The following is a 17,612-nucleotide window of genomic DNA, read 5'->3' as shown; positions in this document are numbered from 1 at the left end:
CTCAATTCACACTCATTTTTAACGCGGCGGCGGTCGGCAGCGGGACTAACACGAGGGCCGCCAACAACATCGCCAACAAAATATTCAATTGCGCCGAAACCGGCAAACCGCCGGCGGCCCGGTCTACCGCGCCGCTGGCAAAAATCAGCACCGGCACGTACAACGGCAACACCAACAACGACAACAGCATGCCGCCGCGCCGCAAACCTACAGTCAGAGCCACGCCAACCGCGCCGATTAGGCTCAATAATGGAGTAGCTATGATCAAGCTCAGCCACAAAGTTCCCATCGCCCGTTCCGGCAGGCCCAAAAACACCGCCAGCAACGGCGCCACCAGCAACAACGGCAAACCGGTAACCAGCCAGTGCGCGGCGATTTTGCCCAGCACCAATACCGAGAGCGGTTGCGGACTGATCAGCATTTGCTCCAGCGAGCCGTCCTCGAAATCGCTGCGAAACAAGCCGTCCAGCGACAGCAGGGTTGCCAATAGTGCCGAGACCCAAATCACGCCAGGCGCCACCGCTTGCAATAAATTCGGCTGGGCGCCGATCGCCAACGGAAATAAGGTCACCACCAACACAAAGAACATTAACGGATTGGCCATTTCGGCACGGCGTCGAAAGGCCAGCATCAAATCCCGGCGGACGATGGCCCAGAAAGCTTGAATCAATGGCATGCTTGCAGATGGATGGTTTTCAATTCGATGTCGGGCAGCCTGAGATCGTGGTGCGAAGTCAATACCGCCAAGCCGCCGCCGGCGACATGTTCCGCGATCAGAGATTCGATTAAGCGTATGCCCTGACGATCTAGCGACGTAAAAGGCTCGTCGAGTATCCACAACCGATTGGCGGTGATCAACAAGCGCGCTAGCGACAAACGGCGTTTTTGCCCGGCCGACAAAGTGTGCACCGGGTTATCGTCGAAACCGGCCAGTTGGACTTTTGCCAGGGCGTCGTCTATCCGATAGGCACCATCGGCCTTCATCGCCAACGCAAAACGCAGGTTTTCCAACACGGTCAATTCCTTCTTGGTACCGTCGGCGTGGCCGACGTAGGCCATGTCGCGATGGTAGGCGCCGTCTTCCAGACGCTCGCCGGCCCAAAAAATATCGCCGGCGTCGGGTTCGCGAAAACCGCAAAGAATCCGCAATAGCGAAGTCTTGCCGCAACCGTTGGCCCCCTCCAACAGCAGGGCTTGCCCGGCCGCCAATTCGAAACTCAAACCGGAAAACAGCAGGCGATCGTCGCGCGAACACGCCAATCCCCGGGCTTCCAGCATGACGGTTTGCGAATTTTCCATGTGCGGCGCAAGGCTCCAGGTTTACGAGGGGCGCTATCTTAACATTAAGGCCGTCGGAATCCGCAATTCGCCGGCACGGAAAAACGCCCGATTGTGCGATAATCGCCCGCCTTGATTGATTGCAAGCACCGGAGATTTTGCATGACTGCATTGATAGGCATCATCATGGGTTCCACGTCGGATTGGGAAACCATGCAACATGCCGCGCAAACCCTGGAACATCTGGACATTCCGCACGAGGTCGAAGTGGTATCCGCCCATCGCACGCCCGACAAATTGTTTCAGTATGCCGAGTCCGCCGAGGCCAAGGGCCTGGAAGTCATTATCGCCGGCGCCGGCGGCGCCGCCCACCTGCCGGGCATGACCGCCGCCAAAACCGCGCTGCCGGTACTCGGCGTCCCAGTGCAGTCCAAGGCGCTCAACGGCATGGATTCGCTATTGTCCATCGTGCAAATGCCGGCCGGCATTCCGGTCGGCACGTTGGCGATCGGCAAGGCCGGTGCGATCAATGCCGCACTGTTGGCCGCGGCGATTATCAGCAATAAACACTCGCAATACCGGCCGGCGTTGGACGCCTATCGCCGCCAACAAACCGACAGCGTGATCGCCACGCCCGACCCGAGACAGGTGGCCGGATGAAAATCGGTATCTTGGGTGGCGGCCAACTCGCCCGGATGATCGCGCTGGCCGGCTATCCGCTCGGCTTGCAATTCGTCGTGCTCGATCCCGACACCAACGCCGGCGCCGGCGGCTTGAGCGAACATTTGCTGGGCGCCTACGACGACCCGGCCTTGCTGGCGCAACTGGCCGAAAAAGCCGACATCGTCACTTACGAGTTCGAGAACGTGCCGGCTCACGTCGCCGAATATCTATCCAGCCACACCACGGTTTACCCGCCGGCCGGCGCGCTGGCCGTAGCCCAGGACAGGCTGCTGGAAAAGAATTTTTTCCGGGATTTGGGCATGCGCACCGCGCCGTTCGCGCCCGTGGACTGCCTGGACGATTTGGTTAGGGCCGTGGCCGACATCGGTTACCCGGCGATTTTGAAGAGTCGGCGCATGGGTTACGACGGCAAGGGCCAAGTCTTGATCCATTCGGCCGAACAACTCGAAACTGCTTGGTTGGCGATGCAGGAGGCACCCTCCATCGTCGAAGGCTTCGTCGGTTTCGAGCGCGAAGTGTCGATCATCGCCGCCCGCCGCCCGACGGGCGCCATCGCGTTTTACCCGCTGTCCGAAAACCGGCATCGCGGCGGCATCCTGCGTATCGCCGAATGCCGTAGCGACGATCCATTGCAGACCTTGGCTGAAGATTACGTGACCCGCTTATTGGAAAAACTCGATTACGTCGGCGTGGTGGCCTTGGAGTTATTTGCGGTCGGCAACGAATTGCTGGCGAACGAATTCGCCCCTCGGGTACACAACTCCGGCCACTGGACCATCGAAGGCGCGGAAACCAGCCAATTCGAAAATCACTTGCGGGCGATTCTGGATTTGCCGCTGGGTTCGACCCGCGCCAGAGGTCACGCCGGCATGGTGAATTTTATCGGCGGCGTCGCCGGCGACGCGCAAGTGCTCGATATCCCCAACGCTCATTTGCACCTCTACGATAAGGCGCCGCGCAAGGGCCGCAAGGTCGCGCACGCGACGGTCAGAGCGGATTCCGCCGACTGCTATCGGGCGGCCTTACAACAATTGGCCGATTTGGCGCTGGCCACAGACGACTCCTGAGTCGTCGAAACCAGGCGATCACGCCGGTTCGCGATCCGGCAAGGCCCTGCCCAGCAGGCTCTGTTTGGCGATATGTTCTTCCTCGCCCGGCGCGCAATCCTGGGCGATTTCGCCAAGCTGTTCCAAAAGCCGCTGATTTTCCTGTTGTTCGCGCCGCAAGCTCGCGCTGATTTCCGCCCACAAGCCGGCTAAGGCTTGTTGCAAGCCTTTTTGCAGGCCGCGTTGGGCGGCTTTTTGCAGCGACGGTTGCAATTGCCGTTGCAAAAAATAAGGGATCAACCAACTTAAACCGATTAGCAAGCCGCTATGTATCGCGAAGTCGCTGCCCAAATACGCGCCGAGGCCGGTCGCGCCTCGGTAGTAACCGCAGTAGACCTGGTATCCCACGGCGGCCATCGCCGCCAGCGGTAACGCGGTCGCGGCGACCGTGGCGATCCGCAAAACTATCCGCCGCGGGCGACTGCCGGGATTCAGCAGCGCCATCCGGCCGGCCAGTTCGGTTTGCGCGACCACCTTGGCGCCTGCCGTGTCGCGCAAATCTTGTAGTGCCGCGCGCAACGGCCGGGGTGGAATGCCACCTTGCGACGCTTGCAGCGCCACGTCGTCCAACAAATCGCCGAACAGCGTCTGCGCCCAATCGTCCCAAAGCTTAATATCGCCGGCTTGACCGCCCGGTTCGGCCCGTGCCTTGGCCAGTTGCGTCAGCGGCCAGGCCAGTCCGGTAGAGAGGTCGGTTTCCGCGCGCTGCCAGCGCGTTTCCAATTGCCGTTGCAGAGCCGGGTAATCGCGTTCGGCCAACAGCGTTTCCAAGCGACGCAAGGTCGTCGACAACGCTTGTTTTCGCTGGCGTTCGCCGCGACGCTGCATTTGCTGCATCGCATGACCACCCGCCAGTTCCGCCAGTTTGACCAGCAACGCCGGAAATTCGTCACCGTCCGGTTGCACGCAACTAGTGCGAAACAGCAAGGGATCGGCAAAACCCGCCAACGCCAGTTGGCGCCGCAAGTCCTCGTATTGCGCCGCTTGGCCGCGATCCCACTGATTCATCACGAACAACCAGGCATGCTTGGCGCCCTCGGCCAATAACAGGCGCCAGGCCTTGCCGTCGCGATAGCGCTCGGGACTGACTACGTACAGCAGCACATCGATATGCGGCAGCCAATTCAGCACCAGTTTTTGGTTGGCGGCTTCGACACTGTCGAAATCGGGCATGTCTATCCAAGCAATATGGCGCCGCGCGTCGTCGTCGTGGTGATCGATCTTAATCCGGTCCAACGGCAACCCGTCGGGCAGTTCATTCAATGTCAGGCCGCGGTGATGATACAGCGTGACCTCGCGCGAGGTCGGCCTTTCGATGCCGGCCTTGGCGATCGCCCGGCCCGCCAATCGATTCAGCAAACTGCTTTTGCCGACACCGGTCCCCCCCATGAAGGCAACGATCATCGGCCGGCCTGCGTCGCCTTGGGCTTGCGGGAACAAGCTGGACGCGATTGGGCTATCCAGTTGCGCCAACCAGTCCGCCTGTTCGAGCGGCAGGCGCTGCGCCGCGACGGCCGCTTCGCTCCACCGGCGAGCGCGACCAAGTAATTCAGAGTATTCGTAATCCATGCTTTTTATCTTGCAAGGCTTGTTCGGCTTGCCGACATTCGGTTTCGTCGATATCGAACCGACTGTTGCTGGCAATTTGCCCAGGCAGCGCATAAAGACGCCGTTGCAAACAGTGCTCGAACAGCGCGGCGTTGACGGTATGGAGTTGATGTTGCTTTAAATCCGCCTCGACGCGCGCCATATAACCGCCCAGCGTACTTTCCGCCAGCAGCGAGGTCGCGGTCAGCATCAACGGCATCAGCACCAAATCATGCAGACCAATGCCGCCGGCCTGGATAGTCAATAGCACCGCACCGGCGTCGGTGGTCGCCCGCGTGGCGCGCAAACTGTTGAGAATCAGCGGCTGTTCTTGCAATTTGCGATACAGGCGCTGGGCGGCGGCTTCGACGTCTTGCTGAAAATTGCCGTGGTAATTCAGCACCGCCCGTTGATAAGCGCTGGAAATGTCGCCGCGCTGTTGCCGCAACGCGCCGCTGGTTTCCTTCCACCAGCGGGCATCGTCCGCTTCGGTTTCGGCGATTTCCAGCAGGCGGTCCGCCAATTGGATCATCACGTGATCGCCGATCTGCGTTAACACAGCGATCTCCTGGCTGGCGCTGACGGCAGCGGATTTTGAACCGAACAATTTGCGCATCGGCCAAGTCATCGCCCGGCGGGTTTTGGCCAACAATCCCGCCAAACCGGGGATTTCCAGCAAGGTCAACAGGTTCAATACGGCCTGTTGAAAGGTTTCGTAATGATGCGGATGGTTCAGATAATCGCGTTGATAGTCCTTGAGTGCCCGCGCCAGACACTGATCGACCAGCGTCCGCCAGTGACGTTGCGATTGATGCTCGGCATACACCGGCTCCAGCCAGTGCGGCCAGAAACGCGTCAAAAGCTGTTGTTGGTATTGACTGTGTTTACGGCGCGAGACCGATTTAACCAGTTCCAATACCGCCTGCTCCGCAGCCCTCGGCCAACTCGGCTGGTCCGGCAATCTTCGAAAATGCAGCGGCACGACATTCGGTACCGGGTCGCGGCGCGCGGCGCGCCATTTTTCGGCCAGCGAGTCGATAATGGCGGCTTCCTGACCTTCGCCCAACTTGTTGACGACGATCAAAGTCGGCTGCCGCAGCGACTCCAAAATGCTCATGATGTCCCAGACCGACTGATCCGCGTATTTTTCCTTGCTGACCAACAAAATCACCGCGTCCGCCAGTGCGATGGCTCGCACCAGGCCCTCGCGGTAGTCGGCGGCATCGATGGAGTCGAAGTCGGGCGTGTCCCAGCATACACAGGGCGGTAATAACGGCGAACGTAACGGACTGGTGCCGATCGCGTAACAATCCAAGCGGCCCGGCGCCAACTCGCCGACCGCCACCCGCTCGAAACGACCGAAGTAGGCTTGCAAACCCGGCATGGCCTCGGCGGACACCGCATGACAGAAGCCCTGGGCCTGCACGGTGTAACCCGCTAAAGGGCTGACGCCGGCTTGATGACTATTCAGCAGCAAGTTCACGGTGGAGCTTTTACCGGACTGGGTCGGCCCGATCACCGCGATCTGCATCGGCAAATCCGGATGCTCCGCAATCAGGCGTCCCTTCCGGATAAAAGCCTCGGCGAACAGCAGCTGGTCGGCGCGTTGCTGGTAATCCAGATAACGAGGACTTCGTTTATCCATCCGACCTAGCACGATCTGATAGCGCTGTTTGAGGTGTTGGATAAATTCCAGCATGTGGTAAGCTTGTGCCGTTAAAATTTCCGAGTAAATAAGTTTGTTGGGTAACCGGAACCATTATAAATACAAAATCCGGGTTTGTTCATTTAGCCGTTGGGGGGCTACATCATGAAAATCGCGTCGATTCTTTTCGTTTTATTGCTGGGCGCCGTGGCGAGCGGTTGCAACAAAAGCAACCAGATCAACGGTAGCAGCATGAAAACCGTCAACCGTTCGATCAGCCATATCAAGGAAAAACTGCCGCTCGACCAACGCATCGAATTCGAAGTGTCTTTTTGGACCCTGCGCGACGAAATCCGCGATAACGGCGAGTTTTTGAACGAGATCGACGGCAAAACGCCGGAACAGTTGATCGAAAAGGGTAAGGAGCTATTTGCCAAACGCAAGGCAGCCGGCAGCAAGGATTACGAAGAATACGCCAACTGGGATCAGATGATTGCCCAATATTCGCAAGAACGTATCGATCAAAACCGGAAAAAAGCCCCCGATCCGCGTGATAAGCAGTACCCTCACCGCGTGGATTACAAAATGCACTCGATGTAATTATCGTTTGGATATCGAGGCCGGTGCCGGCAGTTGTTTTTGCTCGACGAGCACCGCAACGAACTGGCTGGCCTCGCCTATCGTCTTTTCCATCACGTCGATCAACCGGGAAATATCCAGACCCATTTCGACAAACTCGTGACGCAGCGCGGCAATGGCATGGGCATTCAGATTGTGTTTCAGGAACAACACTTGATCCTGAAACGCCGCCAACACCGGCTGCATCCGGCTTTCCGCATTTTGTAGCGATTTGAGTAGCCGCGCATATTGTTGCCGGGATTTTTTCAATTGCTGCTGACTGCGGGAACGCAAAACCCGATTGCTATATAGCAGCAATTCCGACTCCCATTCCGCGAACAAGGCTTCGCTGATTTCCTCAACCGCTTGAATTCGCTGACTGACTTGGTCGGCCTTGCTCCGACACAAATCGTAACGGCGTTTGAGTTGCTGGTAGCGCTGTTCCAGCGAATGTTCCGGCAGATTGACGATGCTTTTGAATTTGTCCAGAGCATCGACAAATTGATCGCGGCTCTCTTTTAAGCCCACGCACGCCTGTTCGACTTGGGTCACGACGATATCGCGTTTTTGATGACCCAACAGCGATTCCCGGCTTTGGTAATAGGCCTTGCGCAAGCGCTTGTTCAGTAGAGATCGGATGAAATGAATCATGCGTTGATAAATGACGCTTGGTGAATGACGCGGATTCGATACCCGGCGTCGCGACTGTAGCGGCCGAACGCCGAATCCACTATACCCTGGCCGATCAATCGGCCGATGTCCGTGTCGTCGGCGACTTCGGCCGACTTGACCAAGATCAATTCGTCGGCGCCCAAGCGGCCGGCCAACCAAGCGGCCAGACTGTCCGAGGTCACTTCCCAACTGGCTTCGACGCCGGCGGCATCCAACTCGGCGTGATCAGGCATCCAGATGGCCGACCGTTTTGCGGACAAAACTTCCGCGAGGGCCGCGACCGAATCGGCGGGCTGAAATTGCGGACGGCGAGCGTGCATCAACCAACCCATTTGCCGCATCGCCAAGAGTGCCATGCGATGCGCGGTAACATCGTCGAAGTTCCGGATTGCTTGGGACCGGCGCACCTGATCGGCAAACTCGCCGCCGCCCGGTACGATGACCAGCAATTCGCCCCATTCGCCGAGCGCATCCAAGCAAGCCGGCAATGCGCCGGCGCTCAGCAAACTGCCGCCCAGCTTGACGACCCGTGTCATCGCCGAAATTTCTCCAACACTTTTAGCAAGGCCGCCGCCTTATCGAAGCACTCCTGATATTCTTCTTCCATGCGCGAGTCGTTAACAATGCCGCCGCCCGCCCAGAAGCGTATCGTGTCGCGATTGTGGACCAGCGTGCGAATCGCGATATTGGTATCCATGTCGCCGTTAAAACCGATATAACCGATCGCGCCGCAATACACGCCACGCCGATGCGGCTCCAGCTCTTCAATGATTTCCATAGCACGCACCTTGGGCGCGCCGGTAATCGATCCGCCGGGAAAGCAACTCCGCAACAGATCGATCGCCTGCTGATCTTCGGCCAACCGGCCGGTCACGGTACTGACCAAATGATGCACGGTGGCATAGCTCTCGATCTCGAACAACGTCGGCACGCTGACCGAACCTTTTTGGCAGCTTTTACCCAAGTCGTTGCGCAACAGATCGACAATCATCACATTCTCGGCGCGGTCTTTCGGACTATTGAGCAACTCGGCCATCCGAGCCCGATCTTCATCGGCATCGTGGCCGCGCGGACGAGTCCCTTTGATCGGCTTGGTTTCCACGCAGCCGCCGTTGACTCGCAAGAAACGCTCGGGAGAAGAACTGAGCACTTGCGCGTCCGGCGTATTTAAATACGCGCTAAACGGTGCCGGATTGATTTGCCGCAAGGCCCGATAAGCGGTCCAAGGCCGACCTCGGCACGTGCTCTCGAAACGTTGCGCCAGATTGATTTGGTAGCAATCGCCTTCCTTCAGGTAGTGTTTGATTTTCGCGAGGGCCTGAGCATAGTCAGACGCGGTCATATTGGAGCGCGGCTCGCTTAAGATTTCAAAGCCGGTCTCCGGTTCCGGTTCCGGTTCCGGCATCCGGCTGAACCGAACCGTCAAGTCAAGAATTTCCGCATCGCTCAAACCGCATCCGGTCAACCAACTGGCTTGCGATTCATGGTCGACGACGACAGCCCACCGATAAATCCCAACCGCCAATTCCGGCAGGTTTTCGCAATCTCGGGCCGCGGCCGGCAAGCGCTCGATACGACGGGCCAGATCGTAACCTAAATACCCGATAGCCCCGCCGCAGAACGGCAAGCCCTCGATTCCAGGCTGATGCTCACCCAGCTCCACCTTCAACAGATCGAATGGATCGTCGGCACTGTAGCGAATTTCGCCGCCACGGCTGATCCGGGTAAGTTCTCCGAACGTCTGCAGGGTGGCTTCCGGCTCGGCGGCGAGGATATCGAAGCGACCTTGCGAATCGGCGGGCCGGCCGCTATCCAGAAACATCGCCCAGGGCCGGTCGGCCCATGGCGCAAATAGCGCTGCACTATCCGAAACATACGGCAGGCGTATTTTAACGGGCTGAATTGGGGGCATTAAACGGGGGAATTCTCGATGAAGCACCAAAACCGATCATAACGACCGAATCGGCAAAGGACGTGATTTTATACCAGCGGGAAGGTTTAGACCAACCCGGCACGCAGCGCCGAATGGATCGAGCCGAATACGGCCTGGAAAGCCGGCAACTGCGTGATATCTGAAAAAGCTTAATCGCTCGGGAGAATCGACCCTCGCTTTCGCAAGTCGAATCAGAAACGCCTTGCGCGAATGTTGCCGATCTCGGGGCTTTACCGCCATTTCGGAGGGAGCCGAAGCGCGCTCTCTTCCGCGTCCGCCGATCTTCGCAACCGGGCAGGAGAAGTCGTCGTTTCCGAGAACAGCTTGGGAAACTCACGCTCAATGGAAAAGACGATTTGAACGATCGCCAGACTTCGCCCCCCTCCCCACCAAGAAATAATCGAAAAATTTTCGAACAGTTTATTTCACTTTTATTGCCTAATGATGTTGCGACTAGTTAAAGCACTCTATGCGATCAAAACAGCTCGGCATTCATTAAAAAGTGCGCACCGATACCGCCAAAATAACCTAGCGCAATCACCGGCGCCCATTTCAGATGAGTTAGGAATGTGTACGCGCCCTTGGCTTGGCCCATCAAGGCCACGCCCGCGGCAGAGCCAACCGAGAGCAGACTGCCACCAACACCGGCGGTCAGCGTTACCAACAACCATTGGCCTTCCGACACTTCGGGATGCATGGCCAGGATGGCGAACATAACCGGGATAATTGTCGATCAGCGCGGAAATAACGCCAACCAGTATGTTGGCTGGGGTAGCACCCAGTTCACCATAGAGAAAACCGGACAAATAGTGTAGGTAGCCGAGGAAGTTCATACCGCCCACACACAGCACGACACCATAGAAAAACAGCAGGGTATCCCATTCCATGCGCGCCAGATGATGAAAGACGTCAAAGCGCAAACTATCTGCATCGGCGCTACCCTTGACTTCCTCGCCGGACATTGGATCCAGCCCTAGTTCCGGCTCGTCGCGATGGGTGACGTGCAGGAAATAGCCGAACAATTGCAGATAAGTCAGACCGGCCATCATGCCGACCGCCGCCGGCAGTTGCAGGCTGTTTTGGAAAGTCACCGCCGTGAGTACGGTGAGCAGAAATAACACTACGATACGTTTAGCGCCACGGCGAGTGACGACCTTGGCATGAATAGGCGCTGGCTGGGTTTTGGGAATCGCGAAATGCATGATCGCGGCGGGGATCAGGAAGTTAACCACCGAGGGCACAAACAATTTGAAGAAGGTCCAGAATTCGATGATGCCCTTTTGCCAGACCATCAAGGTGGTGATGTCGCCGAACGGGCAAAACGCCCCACCTGCATTGGCAGCCACCACGGTATTGACACAGGATACGCCGACGAATTTTGGGTTGTCCTTGCGACCACCGCGCACATCAACATCGCGGTAGTCATGTCATTGGACACCGAGGAAATGAAAAAAGCCAAGCCCCCTGTAACCCAAAACAACTGACGATAACTCGAACCCCGATTAACCAACCAAGCCCGCAGGCTGTCGAAGACGCGTCTCTCTTCCATCGCATTGATGTAAGCGATGGAAACAATCAGGAATAGTAATAACTCGCCGTAGTCCAAAACATCGTGCCGAATCGCCGTTTCGGCGACCGACGATAAGCCTTGGTTCTTATAAACCAGGGCAATCGCCACCCATATCAGCGCCGCCGCCAACATCATAGGCTTGGATTTTCGTAATTCCAATACTTCTTCAAGGACCACAAAGAGGTACGCGATCGCAAACAGGCCTACACAGAGGTATCCGACCCAATGTCCGCTCAAATCCAGGGCTTGAGAAAAAGTTTCAGCAAGCACGTTGGTTGAAAATAACATTAGTCCGGCAGCTGCTAATGAGCCAAGCAAAAACTTGTTTAGTTCGTTCATACATTCTTCCATTTCTGTCGTTCAACGATCGACTTTTTGAGTCGATCACGTTCTCATTGTCCATACCCGCAACATGCTTGGGTTGGCCTAAACGTTCACCCTTGATTTTTGGCTGAAGGCGATTTTTTAGGCAGCGGATTAATAGGCTGCATCGCGGCTTCGTCGTCCTTAATTTGCATTTCTTTAACAAGCACATCGAGATTCTTGGCCAGAGACTTCAGAACATTTTCCGGCAAGGCAAATAGTGCATGTTGCAAAATGCCCTGCGGCGGCGAGCTTACTTGGTTTAACAGTTCAATACCGTCCTGAGTCAACATCACGGTAACAACCCGTTGGTCCTGACTAACGCGCTCCCGCATGATTAATCCCTTCTTGGCCAGTTTGTCGAGCATATTGCTGGCGGTGGAATGATGGATCGACATCGCTTTAGCTAGTTCGGTGACTTTCAATCCCGGATTTTTTGATAACTCCCAGAGTGCCCACAGTTGAGCGCTGGTAACGCCGCAATGCGTTTCTACCCATTGGGAGTGTTGCTGAACGGCCTTAAAAATCATTCGAAATTGTTTCAAGACTTCATGTGGCCATTGTTTGGAGCCGTCGGTGTTGGTGGTTGGCAGTGCTGATTTGTTCATGGGGTTACGGTTTATAGTCGGCAAAATTAAGGTGTCAAAAACATTATTACCCACCTGACAGCCAATGTGGCCCGCTTGATTCGGGCATAACGAACTCAGAATTTTTCCGCTGGCTCCGTACAGTATGCGGAAGATCTGGCAGATCGGCGTCTCGATATATATGTTGACACAAACAATGTTTGCGTCAACATTATTGGGTTATTATAATGCTCTCGGCAAGTCTAAGAGCGGATTACCTGCCTTGGAATGGTTTGATGTGGTTTCAAAAATTGACAGCGCAACGAAATCCGCTCCTTAACTTGCCTCCGACGCATACTGCTTACAAGTAACGGAATTACCAAAGACGCTTTCACGACCGCTAGACGCTCTCTGTCCAACAGCGATACCCAAACAAAGCGCCAAAATGACGAAATTAAAATGTTTTCAAATATTTACGTTAGATTGTTGATTTGCCTGGTTTGGCTCTCCTCTGTCATATTGCTGGCATCGTGTTGCGGTCAAAACACCCCAGTCCCTATCGATCAATCTTCGTCGACAACGGCGTAAGCCGACAAACATTCCAACTATCCGGGATGTCACCTTAGCAGCCGAAACTCGCAGAATTGGGCCCACTTGAAACCGTGGGACCGACTTCGGGACTGCAAATGACTAGGAATAGCGCATGAAATCGAAATATCGACACTGGGTATTCGTCAAGAGAAAGAAAAACAGACGGACTCATCAACAACGCGATTCGAACGCCTGTGCGACCGTCGTGATACCGGCTTTGAACGAAGCCAAACGCATCCAGGAAGTCGTTGCTTACGCCATGGCAGATTCGGCTACCGCCGAAGTGATTGTCGTCGACGATAGCTCCATCGACGATACAGCGATGCTGGCGAGAGAGGCCGGTGCCAAGGTCATGACCAGTAGCATGTTGGGCAAAGGCGTCTCGATGCGCGACGGCGCGGCGGCGGCTACTCATGATTTGGTCGTTTATCTGGACGGCGATCTGACCAATTTACGTCCCGGCATCGTCACCAGCCTCTGCTTGCCGCTGCTTAACGAGGGGGCGGACTTCGTCAAAGCCCGCTTCGGACGCGGTGGCGGCCGGGTTACCGAACTCACCGCCAAACCGATGCTGAAAGTGTTCTTCCCCGAACTGGCGCATCTGGCTCAGCCGTTGGGCGGAATCATTGCCGCACGCAAACGCCTGTTGCAAACCATTAGATTCGAAGATGATTATGGTGTCGATGCCGGTCTGTTGCTTGACGCTCATTTGGCCGGCGCCAAGCTGGCGGAAGTTGACATTGGCTTGTTGGAACATGATAGCCAGCCGCTGCAAGATTTATCGCTGATGGCCAACGAGGTCAGCCGCGCCATTTTCGACCGCGCCAAAAAAGCTGGACGCCTGCATGTGGAACAGGTCACTGCCATGTACGAGAACCAACGCCAAGTGGCTGCCGGTATCGATTATGTGCTGTCTCTTCGCAGGGGACGCCGATGCTTACTTTTGCTGGACATGGACGGCACGGTAACCCCATCGCGATTTGCGCTGGAACTGGCGCGCAACACCGGAAACGAAGCGGCTTTGGTGCAACTACTGGATACGCCTCACGACGATGCTATAACCCGCAGCGAGCGGATTGCCGAGTTGTTTCGCTTCCATTCACAAGCAGCAATTCGAACAGGTGGCTCGTACGCTGGAAATCCGTCCAGGCGTCATCGAATTCGTCAAGCAGGCAAGACGAGCCGGTTTCATGGTCGGTGTCGTCAGCGACAGCTATTTTGTTGCTGCCGATATTATAAGACGTCGCATATTTGCTGATTTCGCGCTGGCTCATACCCTGACTTTCGATGGGGAGGTCTGCAACGGCCAGTTACAAATCAATCCGGCTTTCTTGCCCGACGACGTCAATTCAGTTACCCCGATTTGTAAAAGCAACGCGATGCGATGCTTCTTGACAGATAAATCACAACCCCCGCTCGAACTGATTTGGGCTGTCGGCGATAACCTTAATGATTTGGAAATGTTGCGGCTAGCAGATAACGCCTTCGTCATCGATCCCAAGTCGCCTAAACTACTTGAGGAGCCTGGAATCACGCTTATAAGTGAATTCAACGACTTAGTGGAGTTGTTAACGCATGAGGCGTCGGAAAGTATCGAAGCGTAACGGCATCCGGGTTTAGTCATTTTTAATCGCGCACTCCGTGTCGTGATTACTCGACTAATACAAACATCGTCAGGGCCATTGGGGTTTTTATGAGCTTCACGCGTTGCACAGCTGTGATATTTATTGTCAGTTTGCTATGTATCTTCGGTTGCGAGCAACACAATCCGGAGCCAGGCGCTCAATCGAGCCAATCGAAGCGGTTTGCTGAAAGTACAAGGCAAGCGGTTATACAGTGCCTTAAGTCCCGCTCATACATTGTAAGCTCTGAAAATTCAACCAGAAGTATCCGCGGACACGATTTCCAAACGGATCCGAATAGAGTGTCTTGCTCAGACATTTATTATTACAACCAAGGTCGCTTGGGTCGACATCCCAATACTCCCAAATAGGCGGCAAAATATCCTCTTGTAAGGATACCCTCACAAATCGCGAATCGTCTAACTGCAACGATTCGCGCTTAGCGGCCTCCTGTCGCAAACAATGTTATCGAGAAATCAACCCGTTAGAACCTGCCCCTCTTTGCAACAATGCGTTTCTACAAACATTGTTTGCTTCAACATTACCTCATCACTAGAATGCGGTCAGTAACGCAAATGACCCAATAGATTAAAGCGACTGAATGCGTTAAGAAAGAAAGGTATTCGGTGAAGCTCTAGCCATTGTCGGTTCGTTTGGTAAGGCTGCACCGAATATATGGCTGGCGATTTCAAATCGCTTACTTTGTCGGGAAACGTAACTTGGCTGTAATCGTCGATTGTGAAGGCCAATCACCTGCCTCCGGGGGAAATTTGTTGCAACGTGATCCATCAGAACACCAATCCGCTTCAAAGGTAGAATTTAATCGGCAGCGGAACCATTTGATACCCCAAGCGCTTGTGCTCGGATTGACGACCGGCGCAACTTCGGTAGCATTCCATATAGCAATGAATAGCGCAGAAGCATTTCGAAAAAAGTTTTTAGACTTATCACATCAGAACCCCGACTTCGGCGTTGGAATGATTCTGGGATTAGCGTTAATCACCCTGATCATCTCCGCCGGAATCGTCAGACAATTTGCACCCGAGGCAAGCGGCAGCGGCATCCCCCACATTAAGGGCGTATTGATTGGGCACCGGCATTTCCGCTGGTTTCGGGTGCTGATTACCAAGTTTATCAGCATGGTCATTGGCGGCATTGGCGGCCTTGTCGTTGGTCGCGCCGGTCCCTGTGTACATATGGGAAGTTCCATAGGGCAAGGGCTAGCCAATATCTGGCCTAAAAACGGTAACCCCGAGCATACGATATTGATTGCTGCCGGCGGCGGCGCCGGACTCACGGCGGCATTCAACGCCCCTCTCTCCGGCTTGACCTTTGTATTGGAAGAACTTGAACGGCGATGCTCTTCGCTCGAATTCGTGACCGCCGCCATGGCCTGTCTGACAGCGGATATGGTGTGCCGCGCGGCGCTCGGCCAACAACCCGCCTTTCATTTCGTTAATTTCACCGCTCCGCCGCTGAGTCTTCTTATTGCATTCGTTCCTTTGGGTTTACTATCCGCCCTATTGGGTAGTTTGTTCACGCATGCCTTGTTGCGGGGACAACGATTGATTACCCTGAGTGTTTGGCCGAAAACGATGTGGTGGCTGACTTTGGCAACCTGGCTGACAGCCACAGCTTGGTATGCGCCCGAATTATTGGGCGGCGGCTATGATTTTGTGAATGAAATTCTCGTAGGCCGGGAACTCACACTGGGAACGATAGCGCTATTCTTTGTCAGCCGATTCGTGTTGACTATCGGTAGTTCCTGCTCGGGCGCGGCCGGGGGGATTTTTATGCCGATCTTGGTTTTGGGCGCATTGCTGGGTTGGGGTGTCGGTGCGACCACACAATTGTTTTTTCCCGAATTAAATGCAGATCCTAGGCTATTTGCCGTTATCGGGATGGCTGCATATTTTAGCGGAGTGGTACAAGCGCCTTTAACGGGCATCGTGTTAATCATCGAGATGACCAGTGATTACGCATTGATTTTGCCGCTATTCATCGCCTGTTTTACCGCTTTGCTCATCGTGAATTGGTTAGGATGTCCTCCCGTTTATGAAGCCTTGTTGGAAAACGAATTGCGACAAAAACGAATTCAGTAATAATTTCACTGAAACCGCCTGATATTCTAGCCAGCACCTCTTAGGAGACACAGTTATGGAATCTTACCGTATCGCATTATTTGTCATCGCCTTGGCGGCGGCTTTCTCTCCCTTGCTTGCCAGAATTCCAACACGCTTCCGCATGCCAGTCGTGGCGACGGAAATGCTTCTTGGCATGATAATCGGCCCTCATATTTTCAACTGGGTATCACCAGACGGTTTAGTCGGTATGCTAGGTGAGCTGGGCTTGACGTTTTTGCTGTTCATGGTGGGCATGGAAATCAATCTCGGCGAAATTCAAGGCAAACCCTTGACGCTGGCCATTGGCGGGTGGTTTCTTTCGTTTACGGTGGCCATGGCTTGCATGTCCGTCGTGCATGCCATCGGCCTGATTCAGGCACCGCCGCTTTTAGCAGCGGTAGCCTTATCGACCACCGCACTCGGCGTATTGGCCCCGATTCTGCGAGATGAAGGCATTCTGAATACGGACTTCGGCAAAATGCTGCTGTCGGCGGCGGCAATGGGTGAATTCGGCCCGCTGATGGTGGTCTCCATGCTGATCATCCCGACCCATAGTACCTTTTTGCATACCGTTTTCATCTTGGCCTTTGTGGGGATTACTTTTGTGATAGCGGATACGGCGATCAACGCCCGTTCCTCCACTTTAATCGATCTCCTGGCCCAAACCATGCAAAGTAGTGGCCAACTGCCGGTGAGAATCTGTATTGCGCTCCAGGCCCTACTGGTGGTTTTAGCCGGCGAGTTTGGGTTGAATGTGGTGGTCGGCGCATTCGCGGCCGGCATGGTGGTGGGCCTTGCCAGCAAAGGCGAAGGCGGCATGATTCTTCGGCAGAAACTGGATGCCATCGGTTATGGTTTCTTAATCCCCATTTTCTTTATCGTCGCCGGCATGAAATTTGACGTCAGCGCACTGTGGGCGAATCCGCTGGTTCCAGTCCAGATCATCTGCCTATTGGGTTTGTTGATTCTAATTCGTGGCGTGCCGGTAATCCTTTACTACCCAGTTTTAGCGTCAAACGACAGATTGCCTTTTGCACTCTATTCCGCGACAGGCCTGCCCATGATCGTCATTATCTCCGAAATCGGGGTCTCGTCCGGCCTGATGGCCCCGGATCGAGCAGCCGTTCTGGTCAGTGCCGGGATGATTTCCGTTTTGCTGTTTCCTCTACTGGCCGAAAGAATAAGACAGCATTCGTAAAGTCCTATGCCCGTACAATTGCCAACCAAACCAGTTTCAAGCGTCAGCCGTTACAT

Annotated in this window: 14 protein-coding genes and 2 pseudogenes; 7 read left to right on the top strand and 9 right to left on the bottom strand. The window is 55.1% G+C overall.

Annotated elements, in window-relative coordinates; translation table 11 throughout:
- Position 1 precedes the first annotated feature (1 nt).
- Together ccmB and ccmA are read right to left on the bottom strand one after the other, a co-directional pair.
- Positions 2 to 676, bottom strand: coding sequence for a heme exporter protein CcmB (gene ccmB, locus ACQE3D_RS11365; RefSeq protein WP_071156953.1), 675 nt, complete (start codon positions 674 to 676; stop codon positions 2 to 4).
- Entirely contained in the window at positions 667 to 1,299 is a 633-nt protein-coding gene (gene ccmA, locus ACQE3D_RS11360; RefSeq protein WP_313727883.1) for a cytochrome c biogenesis heme-transporting ATPase CcmA, read from the bottom strand. The genes ccmB and ccmA overlap by 10 nt, the downstream gene beginning before the upstream one ends.
- A gap of 141 nt (positions 1,300 to 1,440) precedes the next feature.
- Between ccmA and purE the strand changes: the two genes are divergently transcribed.
- Positions 1,441 to 1,938 (top strand): 5-(carboxyamino)imidazole ribonucleotide mutase, encoded by a 498-nt coding sequence (gene purE, locus ACQE3D_RS11355; protein ID WP_064031661.1) that lies wholly within the window; start codon positions 1,441 to 1,443, stop codon positions 1,936 to 1,938.
- Positions 1,935 to 3,029 carry a 5-(carboxyamino)imidazole ribonucleotide synthase gene (locus tag ACQE3D_RS11350; protein ID WP_313727884.1) on the top strand — a complete coding sequence of 365 codons (1,095 nt, stop codon included), beginning with the start codon at positions 1,935 to 1,937 and terminating at the stop codon, positions 3,027 to 3,029. The genes purE and ACQE3D_RS11350 overlap by 4 nt, the downstream gene beginning before the upstream one ends.
- An 18-nt stretch (positions 3,030 to 3,047) precedes the next feature.
- Here ACQE3D_RS11350 and ACQE3D_RS11345 read toward each other — a convergent pair whose 3' ends face one another.
- Entirely contained in the window at positions 3,048 to 4,637 is a 1,590-nt protein-coding gene (locus ACQE3D_RS11345; RefSeq protein ID WP_313727885.1) for a GTPase domain-containing protein, read from the bottom strand.
- Positions 4,618 to 6,354: a GTPase domain-containing protein gene (locus ACQE3D_RS11340; RefSeq protein ID WP_313727886.1), complete on the bottom strand. Its 1,737-nt coding sequence runs from the start codon at positions 6,352 to 6,354 to the stop codon at positions 4,618 to 4,620. Before ACQE3D_RS11340 ends, ACQE3D_RS11345 begins: the two co-directional genes overlap by 20 nt.
- A gap of 111 nt (positions 6,355 to 6,465) precedes the next feature.
- On the opposite strand from ACQE3D_RS11340, the gene ACQE3D_RS11335 reads away from it, so the two are divergent.
- A complete protein-coding gene (locus tag ACQE3D_RS11335) occupies positions 6,466 to 6,900 on the top strand; it encodes a DUF6694 family lipoprotein (protein ID WP_064031665.1) in 435 nt (144 codons plus the stop codon).
- On the opposite strand, the gene ACQE3D_RS11330 is transcribed toward ACQE3D_RS11335, so the two are convergent.
- The 5 genes and pseudogenes from ACQE3D_RS11330 to ACQE3D_RS11310 form a co-directional block, all read right to left on the bottom strand.
- The gene (locus ACQE3D_RS11330) at positions 6,901 to 7,569 is read right to left on the bottom strand and encodes a DUF2959 domain-containing protein (RefSeq protein ID WP_064031666.1); all 669 of its coding nucleotides are present in this window, start codon (positions 7,567 to 7,569) and stop codon (positions 6,901 to 6,903) included.
- Positions 7,566 to 8,126, bottom strand: coding sequence for a uridylate kinase (locus ACQE3D_RS11325; protein ID WP_313727887.1), 561 nt, complete (start codon positions 8,124 to 8,126; stop codon positions 7,566 to 7,568). Before ACQE3D_RS11325 ends, ACQE3D_RS11330 begins: the two co-directional genes overlap by 4 nt.
- A complete protein-coding gene (gene pabB, locus ACQE3D_RS11320; RefSeq protein WP_313727888.1) occupies positions 8,123 to 9,502 on the bottom strand; it encodes an aminodeoxychorismate synthase component I in 1,380 nt (459 codons plus the stop codon). The genes ACQE3D_RS11325 and pabB overlap by 4 nt, the downstream gene beginning before the upstream one ends.
- Positions 9,503 to 9,998: 496 nt before the next feature.
- Positions 9,999 to 11,432: pseudogene (gene nhaD / locus ACQE3D_RS11315) on the bottom strand (sodium:proton antiporter NhaD).
- Positions 11,433 to 11,527: 95 nt separating this feature from the next.
- Positions 11,528 to 12,064: a MarR family winged helix-turn-helix transcriptional regulator gene (locus ACQE3D_RS11310; protein WP_064031670.1), complete on the bottom strand. Its 537-nt coding sequence runs from the start codon at positions 12,062 to 12,064 to the stop codon at positions 11,528 to 11,530.
- Positions 12,065 to 12,725: 661 nt separating this feature from the next.
- Between ACQE3D_RS11310 and ACQE3D_RS11305 the strand changes: the two are divergent.
- From ACQE3D_RS11305 to ACQE3D_RS11290, 4 genes and pseudogenes are all read left to right on the top strand, one after another.
- Positions 12,726 to 13,163: pseudogene (locus ACQE3D_RS11305) on the top strand (glycosyltransferase); the annotation flags it as partial.
- Between the two features lie 571 nt (positions 13,164 to 13,734).
- The gene (locus tag ACQE3D_RS11300; protein WP_313727890.1) at positions 13,735 to 14,217 is read left to right on the top strand and encodes an HAD family hydrolase; all 483 of its coding nucleotides are present in this window, start codon (positions 13,735 to 13,737) and stop codon (positions 14,215 to 14,217) included.
- Positions 14,218 to 14,954: 737 nt separating this feature from the next.
- Positions 14,955 to 16,337, top strand: coding sequence for a H(+)/Cl(-) exchange transporter ClcA (gene clcA, locus ACQE3D_RS11295; protein ID WP_231883771.1), 1,383 nt, complete (start codon positions 14,955 to 14,957; stop codon positions 16,335 to 16,337).
- Between the two features lie 55 nt (positions 16,338 to 16,392).
- On the top strand, positions 16,393 to 17,556 hold the full coding sequence (locus ACQE3D_RS11290) for a cation:proton antiporter (protein ID WP_064031672.1): 1,164 nt from the start codon (positions 16,393 to 16,395) through the stop codon (positions 17,554 to 17,556).
- Positions 17,557 to 17,612: the final 56 nt, after the last annotated feature.

It is taken from the genome of Methylomonas sp. MS20, from assembly GCF_050275925.1.
In the GTDB taxonomy this organism is placed as follows: domain Bacteria; phylum Pseudomonadota; class Gammaproteobacteria; order Methylococcales; family Methylomonadaceae; genus Methylomonas; species Methylomonas koyamae_A.
This window is presented reverse-complemented; position numbering and strand designations above follow the sequence as displayed.

Coding starts and splice junctions, on each gene's coding strand:
- ACQE3D_RS11345 (WP_313727885.1), bottom strand. CDS start 4,637: ATGGATTACGAATACTCTGAATTACTTGGTCGCGCTCGCCGGTGGAGC.
- ccmB (WP_071156953.1), bottom strand. CDS start 676: ATGCCATTGATTCAAGCTTTCTGGGCCATCGTCCGCCGGGATTTGATG.
- ACQE3D_RS11290 (WP_064031672.1), top strand. CDS start 16,393: ATGGAATCTTACCGTATCGCATTATTTGTCATCGCCTTGGCGGCGGCT.
- ACQE3D_RS11340 (WP_313727886.1), bottom strand. CDS start 6,354: ATGCTGGAATTTATCCAACACCTCAAACAGCGCTATCAGATCGTGCTA.
- ACQE3D_RS11335 (WP_064031665.1), top strand. CDS start 6,466: ATGAAAATCGCGTCGATTCTTTTCGTTTTATTGCTGGGCGCCGTGGCG.
- ACQE3D_RS11325 (WP_313727887.1), bottom strand. CDS start 8,126: ATGACACGGGTCGTCAAGCTGGGCGGCAGTTTGCTGAGCGCCGGCGCA.
- ACQE3D_RS11350 (WP_313727884.1), top strand. CDS start 1,935: ATGAAAATCGGTATCTTGGGTGGCGGCCAACTCGCCCGGATGATCGCG.
- pabB (WP_313727888.1), bottom strand. CDS start 9,502: ATGCCCCCAATTCAGCCCGTTAAAATACGCCTGCCGTATGTTTCGGAT.
- purE (WP_064031661.1), top strand. CDS start 1,441: ATGACTGCATTGATAGGCATCATCATGGGTTCCACGTCGGATTGGGAA.
- ccmA (WP_313727883.1), bottom strand. CDS start 1,299: ATGGAAAATTCGCAAACCGTCATGCTGGAAGCCCGGGGATTGGCGTGT.
- ACQE3D_RS11330 (WP_064031666.1), bottom strand. CDS start 7,569: ATGATTCATTTCATCCGATCTCTACTGAACAAGCGCTTGCGCAAGGCC.
- ACQE3D_RS11310 (WP_064031670.1), bottom strand. CDS start 12,064: ATGAACAAATCAGCACTGCCAACCACCAACACCGACGGCTCCAAACAA.